The following is an 18935-nucleotide window of genomic DNA, read 5'->3' as shown; positions in this document are numbered from 1 at the left end:
TGCCGTAGCGGCGCAGTTTATTGCGCGATGAATCGCGCCGCTACAGCAGGTGCGCTCTATAATCTGTCAGCTCAACCGGTGCGTCGGGCGCGGTGGAAAACGCAGCGTGACGCGCGTGCCTTGCGCCTGTGGGGTGATCATCAGCGTGCCGGATAATCGCGCGGCGCGCTCCGCCATGATGGTGAGACCATAATGCCCTGGCGGCTCTTCGAGGCTGCTGATGCCGCAGCCATCGTCTTCGATTGTCAGTAAGTGGTCCTCATCAGCGACACGCTGATAGTGAATCTGAATATTGTGCGCCTGCGCATGGCGAATCGCGTTGAGCAGCGCTTCGCGCGCAATCTGCAGCACATGCACTTGCTGCTGCGCATCCAGCATCTGCAAGCCGGGCTGATAATCGAAGTCGATTGCCGCCTGCGATTGCTCCTGCAGCGGCGCAATCATCGCCTGCATCGCCTGCACCAAATCAGCCTGTTCGATGGTCAGACGGAAGGTGGTCAGCAGTTCGCGCAGCTGCTGATAGGCTTCGGCCAGCGCGCGATCGAAATCAGCGATAATCGCCAGCGCCTGCGGTTGCGACCCATCGACATTGCGTCGCAGCAGCGCCAGCTGGATGCGCAGGAAAGAGAGCGACTGCGCCAGCGAATCGTGCAGTTCACGCGCAATGGTGGCGCGCTCTTCTATTAATAGCATCTGCTGATACTGCTTTTGCGTCTGCCAAATCCACAGTGCGCGCGCCAGCATGTTCGCCAGGCTCTGCATCAATTCGTCGGCGGGCGGTGCGCGGTGGGTTTGCCAGCACAGTTCGCCCAGCCGCTGCTCTTCCTGCATCAACGGCAAACGCTGCCAGCTCACCTCATCCGCCGCCACACCGGCCTGAAACTCAATCCCTTCGCTGACAATTTTCAGCACCGTCAGCGCTTCACGGCGCTGTACCAGACGCAGCAATCCCTGAAACAGTTCGGGATTGGGTGGGCTACTGGTGAGAATTTGTGAGCTTTCATACAGTAGAGAAAGTGTGCGATTGGCTTGAGTGAGATCTTCGGTTTTATCACGCACCGCGCACTCCAGCAGGCGATAGTGCGAATGCAGCCGTTCGGCCATGGTAGTAAAAGCCTGCGCCAGCACGCCCAGTTCATTCGGCTGTTGCACCGGCAGCGGCGGAAAAGCGAAATTCGCCTGCTCAACATATTGGCTGGCGGTCACCAGCGCGTTGAGCGGTCGCACCACGTTGCGGCGGATAAAGCGAATCGTCCACAACGCCAGCGCCACAATCGCCAGAAAACCGAACAGGCTGCTGGCGGCCACCAGATGCATCTTCAGTTCAGCATAATGCTGTAATGCCAGCACGAAGCGGTCGATCTCGCTGACGTAGCCCGCGACACGCTGCTGGTAGATTTGTGCCCGCTTGGGCTGCAACGTTTCCTGCAGCATCGGCCAGCTGTGACGCAGATAGCGATAGCGGCTACTCACTTCAAGCGGTACCCACGCGCGCTCCAGATGCTGCAGCGCCGGGGATTCCAGCGTTTGCCGGTAGAGTTGGATGTGATGATCCAACTGTTGCGGATCGCGCGTGCTGTCCCATGCCAGACGGTATATCTGCATGCGCAGCGATCCGGCGACATTCACTGCTTCGGCATCGCGCAGGCTGCTGGAGAGCGTCATCAGCGCCAGCCCGGTGGTCAATAGCGACAGCAGCACAATCACGCTAAGTGCGCGCGCAATGGTACGAGTAACGGGACGTTTCACAATCACAGTAATAACCCTTGTAAGAGCGGGGGATTATAGGGCAGCCGTGCGGTGACGGCGAGTGTCATCTCGTCACATCAGGTTACTTTTAACAGAGAAAACCCTTTCTCTTTACCTTTCTCTAAATAACCCGCGCTAAGCTGGCGAATTATTAAACGGCTTTACGGCTTGCTCAACCTGGTTTTCATTCCCTGCGTGATAATAAGTCCTGTAACGCTTAACCCTTAACGGAAGACAACAGGAGCATCACATGAAGAGACGTTATGCCGTTCTGACTGCTGCACTGCTTGCCACCGCAAGTTTCTCGACGTTGGCGGCCCAGCCCGTAAGCGCCACGCAAGCGCAAAACCTGCAAAGCGCGGGCACCGTTTCCATCAGCGGCGTACGCGGCTCGCTGGATGATGCAACGCGCCATCTGTCGCAAAAAGCGCAAGAGGAAGGTGCCAGCGGCTATCGTGTTATTGGTGTACAAACTCCGGGCGACTCCAGCCTGTGGAGCGGCACCGCAGAGATTTATCGTTAATTCCCTCCAGTAGTTATCCCTGTAGCCATCCCTTTACCGGTCAGCCCTCTGGCCGGTTTTTTTGTGCACCGCGACGGATTATTACAATTCATCTTGTGCAGCCTGGCGGTATTTTTTGCTTCGTTCTTGCAGAACGGGTAGGATTCATCGCCGTAAATTCCCAGCCCGCCACGCGACATCGTTCCGCCGCTGTGACACCGGGTTTTTACCCCATTTCGCACCGCCATACGCAATCGTTTGGTTACGCGGTGATTGATGGTCAGGACAAACAGGATAGCTATGAAATCAACTAAAAAAACCGCAGCCGAACAACGCGCTGCGAAAAGACGCTGGCTCAACTCGCACGACAGCGGTTACCACAAAGCAATGGGTAACCGCCAGGTACAAATGATCGCCATCGGCGGTGCTATCGGTACCGGTCTGTTCCTCGGTGCTGGCGCGCGCCTGCAAATGGCCGGTCCTGCACTGGCGCTGGTTTATCTGGTGTGCGGTATCTTCTCCTTCTTTATCCTCCGAGCGTTGGGCGAACTGGTGTTACATCGTCCTTCCAGCGGCAGCTTTGTTTCTTATGCGCGTGAATTCCTTGGGGAAAAAGCGTCTTACGTTGCGGGCTGGATGTATTTCGTTAACTGGGCGATGACCGGTATCGTCGATATCACCGCAGTCGCGCTTTATATGCACTATTGGGGCGCGTTTGGCGATGTGCCGCAGTGGGTGTTTGCGCTAGGCGCGCTGGCGATTGTCGGCACCATGAACATGATCGGCGTGAAGTGGTTCGCCGAGATGGAGTTCTGGTTCGCGCTGGTGAAAGTGCTGGCTATCGTGGTGTTCCTGATTGTCGGCGTGGTGTTCCTCGGCAGCGGTAAACCGCTGGACGGCAATACCACCGGCTTCCATCTGATCACCGATAACGGCGGTTTCTTCCCGCACGGCTTGCTGCCAGCGCTGGTGTTGGTGCAGGGCGTCGTGTTCGCCTTCGCCTCGATTGAGCTGGTAGGTACCGCAGCAGGCGAATGTAAAGATCCCAAGACCATGCTGCCAAAAGCCATCAACAGCGTGATCTGGCGTATCGGCCTGTTCTACGTCGGTTCCGTGGTGCTGCTGGTACTGCTGCTGCCGTGGAATGCCTATCAGGCGGGGCAAAGTCCGTTCGTGACCTTCTTCTCCAAACTGGGCGTGCCTTATATCGGTAGCGTAATGAACATCGTGGTGCTGAGCGCCGCGCTGTCGAGCCTCAACTCGGGTCTCTATTCCACCGGCCGTATTCTGCGCTCCATGTCGATGGGTGGTTCTGCGCCACAGTTTATGTCGAAGATGAGCAAGCAGCAGGTGCCGTATGCCGGCATTCTGGTCACCGTTGCCGTTTACATCATCGGCGTGGTGCTGAACTACTATGTGCCGTCGCAGGTGTTTGAAATCGTTCTGAACGTGGCGTCACTCGGCATCATCTCGTCGTGGGCCTTTATCGTGGTGTGCCAGATGCGTCTGCGCAAAGCGATCAAAGAGGGTAAAGCCGAAGATGTCAGCTTCAAGCTGCCGTGGGCGCCGTTCACCTCCTGGTTGACGCTGCTGTTCCTGGTGAGCGTGCTGGTGCTGATGGCGTTCGACTATCCGAACGGGACGTACACCATCGCCTCAATTCCCCTGATTGCCGTGGTGCTCGTGCTGGGTTGGTTTGGCGTGCGCAAACGCGTTAATGCCGAAGCGATGAAAGAGCACGAACATCATGCTGACGACCAGGATGATGTATCGCCGAAACTGGCGGACGATAACGCGCGTTAATCGTAGCGATTCTCATCTACGGGGGCCTTTTGGCCCCCGTTTTTATTTCAATTCCCCTTCACTTGATCCCACGTCGGGATTTACCCCTTTGGGGTGATATAGCCCTCTTTAGCGTCAGGTTATTTTACGCACCATCTCTCTTTCCCCCGTTTAAGGTGAACCGATGGCGCTGTCGCGACGTGAACTCTTTACCGGGCAGCGCGTAGCGTCTGCTGACGGCATCGCTTTGCCATGGTGGCGGGGAGAGAAGGGTTGTGATGGCTGCGGCAAATGCGTCTCGGCCTGCGAAACCCACATCATCCGTCTGGCTGTCGGTGAAGTGCCGCACCTCGATTTTCTGCAGGGCGAATGCACGTTTTGCGCCGCGTGCATAGACGCTTGCCCGCAGCCGCTGTTCCACGCGCGTGAAACCGAGCCGTTTCCACAGCGCATTCGCATCGACAACCGCTGCATCACCTTCCTGGGCGTGAACTGCCGCAGCTGCCAGGAGAGTTGTGAACAGCAAGCCATCCGTTTCCAGCTGATGCCGAACGGCATCGCACAGCCTGAAACCCTTCCGCAGCATTGCACCGGTTGCGGCGCCTGCATCGCGCCTTGCCCGGTCTCAGCCACAGGATTACATCATGAACCATGAAAACAGTTGGCACGTCTGCGGCCTGGTGATTCAGGCGCGGCCGGCGTCGATTCCCGCCGTAAAAAGTGCGCTGCTGGCCTTTGCCGATTGCGACATCGCCGCGGAAGACGCCGCGCGCGGCGCGCTGGCGGTGACGCTGGGTGCCGCGGATAGCGCCGCGCTGCTGCGCAATATTGAAGAGAGCCGCAACATCGCTGGCGTGTTGGCGGTATCGCTGGTCTATCACCAGCAAGACGAAATTGAAGAACCTTGTAAGGAAGCATCATGAGCATAAGTCGTCGTGATTTTATGAAGGCCAATGCGGCGGCTGCTGCTGCAACGGCTGCAGGACTCACTATTCCCACTGTCACCAAAGCCGCGACCTCATTGGCTGCGCCAATTCGCTGGGAAAAGGCGCCGTGCCGATTCTGCGGCACCGGCTGTGGCGTGCTGGTTGGCACCCAGGATGGCCGCGTAGTGGCGTCGCAGGGCGATCCGCAGGCAGAAGTGAACCGCGGTCTGAACTGTATCAAAGGCTATTTCCTGCCGAAGATCATGTACGGGAAAGATCGTCTGACCCAGCCGCTGCTGCGCATGACCGACGGTAAATATGCCAAAGAGGGCGAGTTCACCCCGGTCAGCTGGGATCAAGCCTTCGACATCATGGAAGAGAAGTTCAAAGCGGCACTGAAAGCCAACGGCCCGGATTCGGTTGGCATGTTCGGTTCCGGTCAGTGGACGGTGTGGGAAGGTTACGCGGCCTCCAAGCTGATGAAAGCCGGTTTTCGCACCAACAATCTCGATCCCAATGCGCGTCACTGCATGGCTTCAGCGGTGGTTGGCTTTATGCGCACCTTCGGCATGGACGAACCGATGGGCTGCTACGACGACATTGAGCAGGCCGACGCTTTTGTGCTGTGGGGCTCGAACATGGCGGAGATGCATCCGATTCTGTGGTCACGTATTACCGCGCGTCGTCTCAGCAGTGAGAATGTCAAAGTGGCGGTGCTTTCCACCTATCGTCATCGCAGTTTTGAGTTGGCCGACAACGCGATGGTGTTCACACCGCAGAGCGATCTGGCGATCCTCAACTTCATCGCCAACTACATTATTCAGAACAACAAGGTTGATAAAACCTTCCTGCAGAATCACGTTACGCTACGTAAAGGCGTGACCGACATCGGTTACGGTTTGCGCCCCACCGATCCGCTTCAGGCTTCGGCGAAGAACCCGGACAGCGGCGAATCCACGCCGATGAGCTTTGACGAGTTTGCGAAGTTTGTCTCTGAGTACACGGTGGAAAAAGCCAGCGCAATGAGCGGTGTGGAGAAAGATCAACTCATCGCCCTCGCCGAGCTGTATGCCGATCCGAAAGTCAACGTGGTGTCGTACTGGACCATGGGCTTCAACCAGCATACGCGCGGCGTGTGGGCCAATAACCTGTGCTACAACCTGCACTTATTGACCGGCAAAATTTCACGTCCGGGCACCGGTCCGTTCTCGCTCACCGGCCAGCCGTCGGCGTGCGGCACGGCGCGTGAAGTCGGCACCTTCTCACACCGTTTACCGGCGGACATGGTGGTTAATAATGACAAACACCGCGCTACCGCCGAGAAGCTGTGGAAGCTGCCGCAGGGCACGGTGCCGGCCAAAATTGGTTTGCATGCCGTGGCGCAGGATCGCGCGCTGAAAGATGGCAAGCTCAACGCCTACTGGGTGATGTGTAACAACAACATGCAGGCCGGTCCCAACCTGACGCAGGAGCGTATGCCGGGCTGGCGCGATGAGCGCAACTTCATCGTGGTTTCCGATCCCTATCCCACCGTCAGCGCCTTGTCGGCTGACCTGATTCTGCCCACTGCGATGTGGGTGGAGAAAGAGGGCGCGTATGGCAACGCCGAGCGTCGTACTCAGTTCTGGCATCAGCAGGTGAAAGCGCCGGGCGACGCGAAATCCGATCTGTGGCAGTTGGTGAATTTCTCCAAACGTTTCAAGGTAGCGGAAGTGTGGCCGGAAGCGCTGCTGGCGCAGAATCCGGAGCTGCGCGACAAAACGCTGTTTGATGTGCTGTACGCCAACGGCCAGGTCAACCAATTCCCTCTGAGTGAAGTGGCAGATGACCAGTTGAATGATGAAGCGCGCGAGTTTGGCTTCTACATCCAGAAAGGCTTGTTCGAGGAGTACGCCAGCTTTGGTCGCGGTCACGGCCACGATCTTGCGCCGTTCGATGCTTACCATCAGGCGCGCGGCCTGCGCTGGCCGGTGGTGGATGGCAAAGAGACGCGCTGGCGCTATCGCGAAGGTTACGACAGCTACGTCAAAGCCGGTGAAGGCGTGCGTTTCTACGGCAAGCCGGATGGCAAAGCCACCATTTTTGCGCTGCCTTACGAAGCGCCAGCCGAATCGCCGGATGAAGAGTACGACCTGTGGTTATGTACCGGTCGCGTGCTGGAACACTGGCACACCGGCACCATGACGCGTCGCGTGCCGGAGCTGCACCGCGCAGTGCCGCAGGCGCTACTCTATATACATCCGCTGGATGCCAAAGAACGCAATTTCCGTCGCGGCGAGAAAGTCCGCGTCGTGTCGCGTCGTGGCGAAACCCTTGCCACCGTGGAAACGCGCGGTCGCAATCAGCCGCCCAAAGGTCTGGTATTTATGCCGTTCTTTGATGCGGGCGTGCTGGCCAACAACGTCACGCTGGACGCCACCGATCCGCTGTCGAAGCAGACCGATTACAAAAAATGCGCCGTCAAGCTGGTAAAAATTTAAGGCAGGATGCAATGAAACCCTTAATCACACTTGTTACTTTGGCCGCCCTGATGCTGGGCGGCACGGTTTACGCCCACAACGGCGTCGATCTCAATCAGTCACCGGAAGTGACGGCCATGCAACAGGGCACCATTCATCAGCCCAAAGAGCAGAGCCGCAAGCCGTTGAACTATGTGAATCAGCCGCCGGTGATCCCGCATAGCGTCGATGGCTATCAGGTGACGAAAAACGTCAACCGTTGTCTGCAGTGTCACGGCACGCAGAGCTATCTCACCACCGGCGCGCCACGCGTTAGCCCAACGCACTTCACCGATCGCGATGGACTGGTGAGCAGCACCGTGTCGCCGCGTCGCTACTTCTGCCTGCAGTGTCACGTACCGCAAACCGATGCCAAACCGGTGGTGGAAAACACCTTCAAACCGGCTGACGGCTTCGGTAAGTGAGGACATGATGAAAGAGAAACTTCTGCGCATCTGGCGCTGGTGGCGGCGTCCGAGCCGTCTGGCGCTCGGTACGCTACTGATTCTGGGCTTTGCTGGCGGCATCATTTTCTGGGGCGGCTTCAACACCGCAATGGAGATGACCAACCGCGAGCAGTTCTGTATCGGCTGCCATGAGATGCGTAATAACGTCTATCAGGAATATATGCAGACGGTGCACTACAACAACCGCAGCGGCGTGCGCGCCACCTGTCCGGATTGTCACGTGCCGCACGAGTGGGGCCCGAAAATGCTGCGTAAGATCCAGGCGAGCAAAGAGGTGTATGCCAAGATTTTTGGCATCATCGATACGCCGCAAAAGTTCGAGGATCATCGCATCAAGCTGGCGCAAAACGAGTGGCGGAGGATGAAAAACAACAATTCGCAGGAGTGTCGTAACTGCCACAACTTCGATTATATGGATTTCACCGCGCAGAAAACCGTCGCCGCGAAGATGCACAGCAAAGCAGTTGAGGAAGGGAAAACCTGTATCGATTGCCACAAAGGCATCGCGCACCATCTGCCCGATATGAAAGACCAACCCAACGGTTTTTGAGGCCTAACAACGCGGCATAAATTGGCGTAATGCCGATCACTACCGCAGCGCATCAAACCACTGCACAATCCGTAGCGGCGCGATTTAACGCGCAACCCATTGCGCCGCTACACTCTGTGCACTGAGTCAGGAGCGCCCATCACGGCGACCGGCCTCACAATTCAGATAGTTTTCCCCACCGCTTCGGCCTATCATCTCAGGCTCCCTCAATTTAGCAGTGGAGCGGTTATGTCGTTAAAGATCAACATCATCAAAGACAAGTTGCTGTCAGAAAACTGGTTTGTGCTGCGCAACTTCACCTATGAACTCACCCGCAACAACGGCGAAGTCGTGCGTCACAAGCGCGAAGTGTACGATCGCGGTAACGGCGCCACCATCCTGCTGTACAACACTGAAAAAAATAGCGTGCTGCTGGTGCGTCAGTTCCGCATTGCCACTTATGTCAATGGCAATGAAAGTGGCGAACTGATTGAGACCTGCGCCGGACTGCTGGATGACGACTCGCCAGAAGATTGCATCCGCAAAGAAGCGATAGAAGAGACCGGCTATCAGGTGGGTAAGGTCGATAAAGTTTTTGAAGCCTACATGTCGCCGGGCGGCGTGACTGAACTGATCCACTTCTTCGCCGCGGAATACAGCGATGAACAGCGCGCCAACAAGGGCGGTGGCGTTGAGGATGAAGAGATTACCGTGCTGGAGCTGAGTTTCCCGGAGGCGCTGGCGATGGTGAAAAATGGCCGCATTCGTGACGGTAAAGCCATTATGCTGCTGCAGCATGCGCAGATTGCCGGTTGGTTGCAGGCGTAGTTTTGACCGTAGCGGCGCAATTTATTGCGCTCTTTTGACCTTTTCATCGATGTGAAAATGCGCAATAAATTGCGCCGCTACAGCAATATGTGGCCATTTTGCCTTACACACACTCTCCCAACGTTTCCGGGACACATTGCGGATACGCCTGCAATCTTGCCAGCGCTTCGGCATACGAAGGCATCGAGTGCGCTGCACCGGAGCGTTCCACACACAGCGAAGCATAAGCTGAAGCAAACAGCGCCGCCTGTGGCAGTTCATCGCCGGAAGCCAGCCGCGCCGCCAGTGCGCCATTAAACGCATCGCCCGCGCCGGTGGTATCCAGCGGCTGAGCCGGAAACAGCGGAATACGCAGCGGCGGCTGGTCTGCTACTGACAGCAACGCACCGCAAACCCCCAACGTAATAATCACCTGACGCGCGCCTTTACGGTGCAGCTTTTCTGCCGCTTGCTGCGCGCTGGCGAAGTCGGTGACCTTCACGCCGGTCAGCTGCATCGCTTCGGTACTGTTAGGCGTCAGCAAATCCACTTTTGCCAGCAGCGCATCGGTGACTTTTTGCCAGGGCGCGGGATTCATAATCACAAAGGTGCCGCCGGCGCGCGCGTTGTCGATCATGCGCTGGATGGCGCTGAGATTATTCTCCAGCTGCACCAGCAGAATATCGGCTGCCGCAACGGTGGGTTGGCAGCGCGTCACCTCGGCGGCTGTTACGGTGGTGTTCGCGCCGGGATAGACCGAAATCATGTTCTCGGCATCGTCCCCGGCGACATAAATCAGCGCATTGCCGGTCGGTTTCTCCTTGCAGGTAAACAAGGTAATGGCATCGAAACCGGTCTTTTCCAGATGGCGACGCGCAAACATGCCGAAGTCATCATTACCAATCTTACCGATATAGTGCACGCGCGCGCCGGCGCGCAGCGCGGCCGTCGCCTGGTTCGCGCCTTTGCCGCCCGGTCCCATCATGCTGGTATGGGCGGTGAGCGATTCGCCCGGCATTGGAAAGCGGTTCATTACCGCGACTACGTCGAGGTTGAACGAGCCAAACACACACACTTTTCCTTTCATCATGCACTCCTGAACAGACGTTCGGCGGCTAAACAGGCACCGCGACAACCGGTGTGGTCGGTGGATTGGCTAAACACGATCTTCAAACCCTCACGCGTGGCGGGTGGACGAAGATGCTGCTGAATCTGGCTGCGCAGCTGTGCCAGCGGGAAGTCCGCCATCGCCAGCACGCCGCCGCCCAGAATCAGGTATTCCGGATCGAGGATGTTCATCTCGGTGGCAATCAGTTGCGCCAGCCGCTGTACAAAAGCCTGCAGCTCCGGATGCTCACGATGCTGGGTAAACAGCGCCGACATGTTGGTTTCCGGCACATGGGTGCTCGCCCAGCCGCTCAGCCAATGGCCCGACGTCACGGTTTCCGCACAGCCACGATTGCCGCACGGGCAGGGCAGATCGTTGCCGGCAACAGGCACATGACCAAGCTCACCCGCGCCACCGTGTTGACCATGATAAAACTGGCCGTTAAGCCACAGGCTGTTGCCCATGCCGGTGCCGGGATACAAACCCACCGCGCTGTCGGGCAGCTGCTCCAGCTGCAGTAAATCCCATAGCATCAGATGGTTAACATCTTTGTCCATCGCCACCGGTACGCCAAGGCGTTCGGTGAGCCGCGCGGCGACCGGTTGCTGGTCCAGCGCCTGAATAAACGGCAGCGAAATCACCTGCTGGCGGTCGCGGCTGAGAATGCCGGGTAACCCGAGCATCACGCCGCTAACTGGCTGCTGCTCCAGCGTTTCGCTGATTAACTGGCCCAACGCGTTAAGCGCATCAGGCTGCTGCGCCCAGCTGGCCGTCGGCACTTTACGGAAGCTCGACCAAACGCGGCCTGCTTCCATCAGCTGCAGACGTGTGCCGGTGCCGCCAATGTCGATACCAAGCCAGCATTTTTTCATGCGGATACCTGCGCCAATCCCTGAGCCTCATCAATGCTTTCGCGCATCATATTCCAGGCGGTTTCCAGATCGTCGTGAATATTGAACAGGCCGGAGGTGCCGACAATCAGCACTTCTGCGCCCGCGCCGACCAGCGTGTTGTAGGTGCGGGTATTGCAGGAACCGTCAATCTCAATCAGATATTGATAGCCGTTGGCCTGCTTCAGCGCTTTCAGCTCTTGCACCTTCTGCACCATTTCCGGAATAAACGGTTGTCCGGCGTAGCCGGGATCCACCGTCATCACGGTGATCTTATCCACCAAATGAATGTAGTGGTGGATAAAGGAGACCGGCGTAGCGGGGTTAAGCACCACACCCACTTTCTTGCCGAAGCTGCGGATCATATTAATCACCCGGAATGCATCGCGGTTGATGGTTTCGGCGTGCGGGCAGATGTAATCGGCACCCGCTTTGGCAATCACTTCTATGAAATCGGTAGGCTGCTCGACCATCAAATGCACATCCAGCGCCACTTTGGTGAACGGGCGAATCTGCTCAATAAAGAACGGCGACAGCGTGATATTTTTCACGTAGTGACCATCCATAATGTCGATATGCAGGAAGTCGGCGCGGGAGTCCAGCACGGCGAGCTGGTGCTTGATCTCCATCAGATTCATACACATCAACGACGGGGAGACTTGAATACGCATCATACTTCCTTTTTTTCGGTCAAAGGGTTAAGCGCCGCCGCCAGTTTGCTGAGCTTGACGGCACGATGTTCGTTAAAGCGAGTTTTGAATTGTTTGAAGGCCAACACCACAATCAGCACCGCGCCCCACATTGCCAGGCTAACGTGCTGGCTGATGTTCATCAGGTTGAAGCCGGTGGAGAGCACTTGCAGGGCGATCAGCGCCAGCACCACGCCGGTCACGCGACCAAATCCGCCATTCGGGTCGGTGCCGCCGAGGATAATGGCCAGCACCGTCAGCAGCAGATAAGCATCGCCGTAACCCATACGCGCCGAGTTGAAGCGCGCCATCATGATCAAACCGGCCAACACACACAGCAGGCTGGAGATGACGTACACCAGAATCACCATGCGATGCGTATTGATGCCGCTAAACCAGGTGGCGTTGATGTTGCTGCCGCCCATGTAGATGCATTTACCGGCGCGGGTTTTGCCGAGGAACAGCGCCAGCAGCGCGGCGGCAAACAGGAACACCCACAGCGGCAGTGGAACGCCGAGCAGCGTGTTGGAACCGAGCGCCTGCACCACCGACGGCATGCCGCTGACGGCCGCGCCTTTGGTCAGCCAGATGCCGATGCCGTTCAGCGTCATCATGGTCGCCAGCGTCACCAGAATCGGGTGCGCACCGATGCGCGTTACCATCACGCCGGTAATCACCCCAATCAGCGCGGCAATCAGCATCGCGCCGATGATGGCGATGAACAGCCACAACAGTTGCATACCGGTTCCCGCATCGGCGGGCAGGGCGCGCATCAGCGTCCAGGCGATAAACAGCGCCGTCAGGTTGGCGGTGGCGATGATTGCCAGATTCAGTCCGCCGCTGAGAATGGCGATAAACATCGCCAGCGTCAGCAAGCCCAGTTCGGGCAGCTGAAATGCCATGCTCATAAAGGTCGAATCAGTGAGAAAGCGGCCCGGCAACATGACGGTAAAGATCGCCAGCGCCAGCGCGATTAACAGCATCAGGCCGATATTGGTGCCGTCCGGACGCAGAGCAGAGAGTGATTTCATGTTGATGCGGCTCCCGTTAGACGAAACTGACATCAGTTTCTTTACGTTTTTTGTAGTGAGTCACGGCAATAGCCACCATGATCACGCCGCCCACCACGATGTTCATGAAGTAGTTGGAGACGCCAATCAGGTTGAGGCCGTTCTTCAGGATGGCGATAAGAAAGACACCCATCAGCGTGCCGCTCACCGTGCCTTTGCCGCCCATCAGGCTGGCACCGCCAAGAACGGTGGCGGCCAGCACATCCAGCTCGCCGCCGACCAGCGCATTTGGCACCACTTCGCCCATGCGATAGACCTGCACCAAGCCGCCAATCGCCGCCATGGCACCCAGCCAGCCATAGGCGAAGACATGAATCAGACCGACGCGAATACCGATGCGGCGCGCCGATTCCGCATCGCCGCCCACCGCATACAGTTGGCGACCAAGATTGGTTTTGTTCAGCAGCAGCGCGGTGAGTCCGGCAATCACCAGCATGGTCACCAGCGGCAAGCCAATCTGAAAGCTGTTGCCTTGCCAGGTGAACGGCAGCACGCTGCGCAGCGTGATCCACCAGTCCGGCAGCGAATAGAGGCTTTTGCCGCCGGTTACCCACATCAACAGGCCAAACAGCAGCGACTGCATGCTGATGGTGATGATGATCGAGACGACTCGCAGCGTGGTGATCAGCAGGGCGTTGATCACGCCAAACAGCGTGCCGCACACCACCGCCAGCAGGATGCTGAGCAGGGCGTTATCAAACTGGAACTGCACAAACAGCGAGGCGATCAGGTATTGCACCACCGACGCCACCGCAGCAAAGGAGATATCGATGCCGCCGGTCACCAGCACCACAAACAGGCCGAGGGCAAAGATGCCGGTCACGGCGTAGCTTTCTGCCAGATCCAGCAGGTTTTGCACCGTCAGGAACTGATCGCTGGCGGCAGAGAAAAACACAATGAACGCCAGCAAAACCCAGGCCAGCCAGCCCTGGCTGGAGCTCGGACGTAAACGAGAAAAATCAGGCATTGATCACCTCCGCCAGCTGCTGTTGCTCAACGGTATCGGGTTGGTATTCGGCATGAACGGTGCCATCACGGAAGTGCAGGATGCGGTCGCAGTTGTACCAAACCTCCGGCACTTCGTCGGAAATCAGGATGATCGACAAACCCTCTTTCGCCAGCAGATGAATCAGTTGATAGATGCTGGCTTTAGCGCCGACATCCACGCCAACGGTGGGCGAATCGAGGATCAGGATGCGCGGCTGGGTCAGCACCCATTTCGCCAGCACGATTTTCTGCTGGTTGCCGCCGGAGAGCGTGGAGATGGCCAGATTGGGATCGGCGACGCGTACGCCAAGCTGCTGAATCCACTGCAGGATCAGCTTGTTCTTGCGGTATTCATCAATCAGGTGGAAACGGTTTTGCAGCTTGTCGAGGATCGGCAGCACCATGTTGTCGGCCACCGATTGCTGCTGCACCAAACCCAGGGTTAAGCGATCTTCGGAGACGTAGCCGATGCCGGCTTTGATCGCATCTTCGTGCCCACGGAAGCGCACCGGTTTGCTGTCGAGCCAGATCTTGCCGCTGTCCGGTTTGGTCATGCCAAACAGCGACAGCGCCAGTTCGGTACGGCCAGAGCCGAGCAGGCCGCACAGGCCCAGCACTTCGCCCTGATAGAGTTTGAAATTAACGTCATGGTATTGTCCGGCGCGCGTCAGTTTTTCGACTTCGAGGATCAGGCGATCGTCATGGCGCGTCGGCGTTTTCAGCTGATAGTCGAGTTTCAGGCCGGTCATCAGCTCGGTCAGATGGTGCGGCGTCATCGCTTTGGCGGGCCAGCAGCCCATTTTGCGGCCGTCGCGGATCACCGTCACGCGATCTGAGATCTCCAGCACTTCATCCAGTCGATGGCTGACAAACACCACGCAGATGTTTTTGTCTTTCAGGTAACGCACGGTGCGCAGCAGCTGATTCACTTCGGTGCGCGTCAGCGACGCCGTCGGCTCATCCATGATCACCAGCCGCGCATCGGCGACCAGCGCGCGGCAGATCGCCACCTGCTGACGCTGCGCAATCGACAGCGACGCCACTTTCTCATCGAGATCGAGTTCAAACTTCAGTTCATCAATGATGCGCTGCGCGGTTTCACGCAGTTTGGCTTTGCGGTGCCAGCCGAGCAGGCTATTCAGGTTGTGCTCGAAGGCGATGTTTTCCGCCACGCTGAGGTTGGGGAACAGCGACAGATCCTGATAAATCACCTGGATACCGAAGTCACGCGCCTGGCGAGTGGTCAGACGCGGAAAGCTCGGGCCGTCGCCCAGCGTGATACGGCTGCCGCTATCCGGGGCGTGCACCCCGGAAATGACTTTGATTAAGGTGCTCTTGCCACAGCCGTTGGTGCCAGCGAGACAGTGCACTTCGCCAGCCAGTAAGGTCAGCGAGATATCGCTCAGTGCGCGGTTGCCACCAAATGTTTTCGACAGGTTGTCGAGCGCAATCAGCGTCTGTGGGATCACCTCATTCATCATTACAGCCCCATTTTCACCAGTTTTGGCAGGTTCTCTTTGTCCAGGCTTTCGGTGTTGTTGCCGAGGATGGTGTGGGTCGCCTCGTCAACTTTCACTTTGCCCAAACCCTCGATGGTCATTCCGTCGGTGATTGGCTCTTTCTTCTGCATCATGTCGGCGATACGCACGAACACTTCGCCTGCGGTCTGCGGGTTCCAGATGTAGCCGCCTTTGATCGCGCCACGCTGCACCAGCGATGCGCCCTGGCCAGGACTAAAGGCACCAATTACGCAGACCTGATCGATCTTGTTACGGTTCATCACCGCGCGACCGGCGCCAATCGGACCTTGTGAACCAAAGGCCATAATTCCTTTCAAATCCGGATACTTGGACATCAGTTCGTTAGTGGTGCGAATCGAGTCATCCAGCGATTCGCCGACGCCAAACTTGTCGGTGACCATCTGCATCTTCGGATAGTGTTCTTTCTGATAATTCAGCGCGGCGTCGGTCCACTGCTGGTGCAATGGCACGGTCAGGCTGCCGACGTACATGGCGTATTTGCCCTCTTCATGCATGCATTTCGCCAGCGCTTTCATATGGTTGATGCCGTGCGTCGGCGCATCCACCAGTTCGAAGTCCCAGTTAGCGCCTTTCTGATCCGGCGATTCGTGGGTGATCACTTCAATGCCGGCATCACGGGCGCGCTTCAGCACCGGTTCCAGCACTTTCGGGTCATTCGGCACCACGCCAATGATGTCGACCTTCTGGGCAATCAAATCTTCGATAGCGCGCACCTGCAGAGCCGGATCGGCCGCCGTTGGTCCCACCATCCACGCGTCAATGCCGCGTTTCGCCGCTTCACTCTTGATGCCCGCTTCCATGGCGTTGAACCACGGAATACCGCCAATTTTCACCACGATGCCCATGCGTAATTTGTCAGCAGCCTGCGCGCCGGAGGCGGCAAACAGGGCGAGCAGAGAACAGGCGATAAGATGTTTTTTCATAAAGACTCCGATTTAATTTTTTATTAGCTGCATCGAATGGCTGCGCTGGGAGCAATCAATAATATTGACGCCGTTCCACGCTAATTCTTGTTCCAGCTCTTTGTCTTTTAATTGGTCAGTAATGAGAAAGTCCACATCGCGATAATGACAAATACGCGCGAATGAGGGCCGCAGGAATTTACTTCCGTCCAGCAGCAGATGTTTTCTTTCCGCTGCTAATAACATTTGCTGTTTTAAATGTGCGTTGTTTTCGTTACCTTCACGTAAATAACCGTCATTGCCTAAACTGCTACAGGAGAAAAAGATCTTATTGATCTGAAATTCCCTGAGCGGTTGCTCGGCGACGACGCCGTGGAAATCTTCATAACGGTCAGAATATTCTCCCCCCAGACAGATGGTGCGGATGCTGCCGCGCGCCGCAAGGGTTTGCACAATCCTGATGGAATTGGTTAATACCGTTAATTCAATATCCGGCAGCTGTCGCGCTAAATACCAGCAAGTGGTGCTGCTATCGAGTAATATACAATCGCCGGGGCTAATGAAATCGAGTGCGCGTTTGGCAATAGCCATTTTTGCATCAACATGTTCATTGACTCTCTGGCGGAAAGATAATTCATACTCGTTAACACCTCGCGTATTTCCCTGAATGTTGGCGGCCTGTCGTTTTGCGGGTACCGCACCACCGTGACTGCGTTGTAACAGACCACGTTTCTCCAGCTGCGTTAAATCACGCCGAATAGTTTCTTGTGAAACCTGACATAACGTGACTAATTCAGCGACAATGACCCGACCATTTAAATTTAATTCGTCAATAATTCGCTGCTGTCTTTCAATCGGCAACATAACTAACCTCCGATGGCTATAAATTACTGGATAGCGCATTTAGAAAGTGTGGGCTGCGCACGAGTCCACAGTCACCAAAACGCCTTAGCTGATTAGAGTGATCTGGATCTGTCTTATATGTAAATGAGATGTCTGGTTATCAAAATTAAGTGATATGACTCACATAAATAAGCCTAATGGCGCGAAATCCGCGTTCTACGCGCGTTGCATATCCAAAACATGGATTTAACCTAACATGACCGCTTGTGACCGTTTGTGTGTATTTGACCGTTTTGTGATGAGTTAACAAGAGTCCGACGAATCCGATTGAGCAGTAATCGGTCAAATCGGATGATGAGCGCTTACGCCATCCAGTACCCGTTCGCCACAGGTGACGGCTTTTTCAGCGGTTAACCTCGCTTTTAGGGCCGGCTCACAGTTTAGGCCTGCTGACAGCGTTCCCGTTGCGCTATTATTTTCTTTCCAGGAATTTGGGGACCGATTTTTTGATGTCGTATTGGATGAAGTTACTGCTTTTATTGCCCTTTCTTTTTGTCGCGTGCGTTCAGGCTCAGCCACTGCAAAAGTCATTTTCTGACTGGCAACTGACCTGTAACAACGCGGCTTTTTGCGTGGCACGCAGTTTTCCCGGTGACAACGGCTTAGTAATGACGCTCTCACGTCATGCTGGCGTCAACGATCGTCCCTTGCTGCGTATTGATTACGGCAGCGCCTACAGCGGTGAGCTGCCGGGCGGCCCGCTCAAGGATAACCTGCTACTCGATCAACGCCGTCTCACACCAGACCTTAAACACTGGACGGTGGTACCGCATCATCTGGCGACCAGTAATGCTATCGCCATCGACGAGTTTCTGGCGCAGACGCTGGATGCGCAAAATCTGCAGCTGACCTATAAAGCCAACGCCACTATTCCGCTCAGCGGTATGAAGGCGGCATTACTGTTGATGGATGACGTGCAGGGCCGCCTCAACGGTGCCAGCGCCTGGGTGAAGCGTGGCGACCGCGTGCAGTGGGATGTGCCGCCGCAGCCAGCGTTGCCGGCGTTACCTTCGCCATTACCGCCGCCGCCACCGCTGACGCAGGAAGAGACCAGCGGTTTAATTGATTTTGGTACCTGGCGGGTGAATACCGATAACTGCTCGCTCGATCCACTGCGGCGTGAAGTGAGCGTGTCGCCGCTGACAGACAGCAAAGCGCTGCTGCTGATCAGCTGCGAAACCGGTGCGTATAACGTGATCGATCTGGCCTTTGAAGTGACGCGCACGCAGCCTTATGTGTCGCGCGGTCTGAGCTTAACGCTGCCGTTTACGCCGCCGTCACGCGGGGATAATCAGCTGGAGTTGGTGAACGCGGAATTTGATGCCAGCCATGGATTGCTCTACACCTTCAGTAAAGGACGTGGTTTGGGGGATTGCGGCGTGGCAACGCGCTGGCAGTATGACGGCAACGAGTTTGTGCTGGCGGAGTATGCGGAAGAGAAGACCTGCGATGCGTGGCACAGCAGTGAGGATTGGCCAACACTCTGGGTCACTGAATCGCAAAATCCGGCGCAGTCGCGTTAATACCACGTGCAGCATTAAATCATTGCACATTCCGTAGCGGCGCGATTTATCGCGCAATGAAT

18 protein-coding genes are annotated in these 18935 nt (G+C 56.6%); 9 read left to right on the top strand and 9 right to left on the bottom strand.

Annotated features, from left to right (window positions below; all coding sequences use genetic code 11):
- Positions 1-66: 66 nt before the first annotated feature.
- Positions 67-1755 (bottom strand): nitrate/nitrite two-component system sensor histidine kinase NarQ, encoded by a 1689-nt coding sequence (gene narQ, locus AAF463_RS14095; RefSeq protein WP_101763533.1) that lies wholly within the window; start codon positions 1753-1755, stop codon positions 67-69.
- Positions 1756-1999: 244 nt separating this feature from the next.
- Here narQ and AAF463_RS14090 point away from each other — a divergent pair, with 244 nt between their 5' ends.
- From AAF463_RS14090 to nudK, 8 genes are all read left to right on the top strand, one after another.
- Positions 2000-2272, top strand: a complete 273-nt coding sequence (locus AAF463_RS14090; RefSeq protein ID WP_101763534.1) for a YdgH/BhsA/McbA-like domain containing protein — start codon at positions 2000-2002, stop codon at positions 2270-2272.
- Between the two features lie 279 nt (positions 2273-2551).
- Positions 2552-4054, top strand: a complete 1503-nt coding sequence (gene ansP / locus AAF463_RS14085) for an L-asparagine permease (RefSeq protein ID WP_101763535.1) — start codon at positions 2552-2554, stop codon at positions 4052-4054.
- Positions 4055-4217: 163 nt separating this feature from the next.
- Positions 4218-4688: a ferredoxin-type protein NapF gene (gene napF / locus AAF463_RS14080; RefSeq protein WP_350260970.1), complete on the top strand. Its 471-nt coding sequence runs from the start codon at positions 4218-4220 to the stop codon at positions 4686-4688.
- Entirely contained in the window at positions 4678-4956 is a 279-nt protein-coding gene (locus tag AAF463_RS14075; protein WP_137386254.1) for a chaperone NapD, read from the top strand. The genes napF and AAF463_RS14075 overlap by 11 nt, the downstream gene beginning before the upstream one ends.
- The gene (gene napA / locus AAF463_RS14070; protein WP_350260969.1) at positions 4953-7439 is read left to right on the top strand and encodes a nitrate reductase catalytic subunit NapA; all 2487 of its coding nucleotides are present in this window, start codon (positions 4953-4955) and stop codon (positions 7437-7439) included. Before AAF463_RS14075 ends, napA begins: the two co-directional genes overlap by 4 nt.
- 11 nt (positions 7440-7450) lie before the next feature.
- Positions 7451-7882 (top strand): nitrate reductase cytochrome c-type subunit, encoded by a 432-nt coding sequence (gene napB / locus AAF463_RS14065; RefSeq protein ID WP_350260968.1) that lies wholly within the window; start codon positions 7451-7453, stop codon positions 7880-7882.
- A 7-nt stretch (positions 7883-7889) separates the two neighbouring features.
- Entirely contained in the window at positions 7890-8474 is a 585-nt protein-coding gene (gene napC, locus AAF463_RS14060; RefSeq protein ID WP_101763540.1) for a cytochrome c-type protein NapC, read from the top strand.
- A gap of 228 nt (positions 8475-8702) precedes the next feature.
- Positions 8703-9281, top strand: coding sequence for a GDP-mannose pyrophosphatase NudK (nudK, locus tag AAF463_RS14055; protein WP_350260967.1), 579 nt, complete (start codon positions 8703-8705; stop codon positions 9279-9281).
- 103 nt (positions 9282-9384) lie between these two features.
- Here the strand turns inward: nudK and AAF463_RS14050 are convergent, their stop codons facing one another.
- Genes AAF463_RS14050 through AAF463_RS14015 form a run of 8 tightly spaced genes read right to left on the bottom strand, consistent with a single transcriptional unit; the run spans position 9385 to position 17311 of the window.
- A complete protein-coding gene (locus AAF463_RS14050) occupies positions 9385-10347 on the bottom strand; it encodes a ribokinase (RefSeq protein ID WP_101763542.1) in 963 nt (320 codons plus the stop codon).
- Positions 10347-11240 carry an allose kinase gene (gene alsK, locus AAF463_RS14045; protein ID WP_192233068.1) on the bottom strand — a complete coding sequence of 298 codons (894 nt, stop codon included), beginning with the start codon at positions 11238-11240 and terminating at the stop codon, positions 10347-10349. The genes AAF463_RS14050 and alsK overlap by 1 nt, the downstream gene beginning before the upstream one ends.
- Positions 11237-11929, bottom strand: a complete 693-nt coding sequence (alsE, locus tag AAF463_RS14040; protein WP_061717928.1) for a D-allulose 6-phosphate 3-epimerase — start codon at positions 11927-11929, stop codon at positions 11237-11239. The genes alsK and alsE overlap by 4 nt, the downstream gene beginning before the upstream one ends.
- A complete protein-coding gene (locus AAF463_RS14035; RefSeq protein ID WP_110866505.1) occupies positions 11929-12978 on the bottom strand; it encodes an ABC transporter permease in 1050 nt (349 codons plus the stop codon). The genes alsE and AAF463_RS14035 overlap by 1 nt, the downstream gene beginning before the upstream one ends.
- Positions 12979-12994: 16 nt before the next feature.
- Positions 12995-13984: an ABC transporter permease gene (locus tag AAF463_RS14030; protein WP_101763545.1), complete on the bottom strand. Its 990-nt coding sequence runs from the start codon at positions 13982-13984 to the stop codon at positions 12995-12997.
- Positions 13977-15482 (bottom strand): sugar ABC transporter ATP-binding protein, encoded by a 1506-nt coding sequence (locus AAF463_RS14025; RefSeq protein ID WP_110866694.1) that lies wholly within the window; start codon positions 15480-15482, stop codon positions 13977-13979. The genes AAF463_RS14030 and AAF463_RS14025 overlap by 8 nt, the downstream gene beginning before the upstream one ends.
- A gap of 2 nt (positions 15483-15484) precedes the next feature.
- A complete protein-coding gene (locus AAF463_RS14020) occupies positions 15485-16468 on the bottom strand; it encodes a substrate-binding domain-containing protein (protein WP_110866506.1) in 984 nt (327 codons plus the stop codon).
- Positions 16469-16480: 12 nt separating this feature from the next.
- Complete coding sequence (locus AAF463_RS14015) at positions 16481-17311, bottom strand: DeoR/GlpR family DNA-binding transcription regulator (protein ID WP_101763547.1); 831 nt, start codon at positions 17309-17311, stop codon at positions 16481-16483.
- A 488-nt stretch (positions 17312-17799) separates the two neighbouring features.
- Here AAF463_RS14015 and AAF463_RS14010 point away from each other — a divergent pair, with 488 nt between their 5' ends.
- Positions 17800-18873, top strand: a complete 1074-nt coding sequence (locus tag AAF463_RS14010) for a DUF1176 domain-containing protein (RefSeq protein ID WP_350260966.1) — start codon at positions 17800-17802, stop codon at positions 18871-18873.
- Positions 18874-18935: the final 62 nt, after the last annotated feature.

The organism is Pantoea sp. BJ2 (assembly GCF_040255075.1).
GTDB classification, from domain to species: domain Bacteria; phylum Pseudomonadota; class Gammaproteobacteria; order Enterobacterales; family Enterobacteriaceae; genus Pantoea; species Pantoea leporis.
Note: the sequence above shows the minus strand (reverse complement) of the source record. Positions and strands in the feature narration are given on the sequence as shown.

Coding starts and splice junctions, on each gene's coding strand:
- AAF463_RS14020 (WP_110866506.1), bottom strand. CDS start 16,468: ATGAAAAAACATCTTATCGCCTGTTCTCTGCTCGCCCTGTTTGCCGCC.
- AAF463_RS14035 (WP_110866505.1), bottom strand. CDS start 12,978: ATGAAATCACTCTCTGCTCTGCGTCCGGACGGCACCAATATCGGCCTG.
- alsE (WP_061717928.1), bottom strand. CDS start 11,929: ATGCGTATTCAAGTCTCCCCGTCGTTGATGTGTATGAATCTGATGGAG.
- napB (WP_350260968.1), top strand. CDS start 7,451: ATGAAACCCTTAATCACACTTGTTACTTTGGCCGCCCTGATGCTGGGC.
- AAF463_RS14050 (WP_101763542.1), bottom strand. CDS start 10,347: ATGAAAGGAAAAGTGTGTGTGTTTGGCTCGTTCAACCTCGACGTAGTC.
- alsK (WP_192233068.1), bottom strand. CDS start 11,240: ATGAAAAAATGCTGGCTTGGTATCGACATTGGCGGCACCGGCACACGT.
- napC (WP_101763540.1), top strand. CDS start 7,890: ATGAAAGAGAAACTTCTGCGCATCTGGCGCTGGTGGCGGCGTCCGAGC.
- AAF463_RS14030 (WP_101763545.1), bottom strand. CDS start 13,984: ATGCCTGATTTTTCTCGTTTACGTCCGAGCTCCAGCCAGGGCTGGCTG.
- napF (WP_350260970.1), top strand. CDS start 4,218: ATGGCGCTGTCGCGACGTGAACTCTTTACCGGGCAGCGCGTAGCGTCT.
- napA (WP_350260969.1), top strand. CDS start 4,953: ATGAGCATAAGTCGTCGTGATTTTATGAAGGCCAATGCGGCGGCTGCT.
- AAF463_RS14075 (WP_137386254.1), top strand. CDS start 4,678: ATGAACCATGAAAACAGTTGGCACGTCTGCGGCCTGGTGATTCAGGCG.
- AAF463_RS14090 (WP_101763534.1), top strand. CDS start 2,000: ATGAAGAGACGTTATGCCGTTCTGACTGCTGCACTGCTTGCCACCGCA.
- AAF463_RS14015 (WP_101763547.1), bottom strand. CDS start 17,311: ATGTTGCCGATTGAAAGACAGCAGCGAATTATTGACGAATTAAATTTA.
- AAF463_RS14010 (WP_350260966.1), top strand. CDS start 17,800: ATGTCGTATTGGATGAAGTTACTGCTTTTATTGCCCTTTCTTTTTGTC.
- ansP (WP_101763535.1), top strand. CDS start 2,552: ATGAAATCAACTAAAAAAACCGCAGCCGAACAACGCGCTGCGAAAAGA.
- nudK (WP_350260967.1), top strand. CDS start 8,703: ATGTCGTTAAAGATCAACATCATCAAAGACAAGTTGCTGTCAGAAAAC.
- AAF463_RS14025 (WP_110866694.1), bottom strand. CDS start 15,482: ATGAATGAGGTGATCCCACAGACGCTGATTGCGCTCGACAACCTGTCG.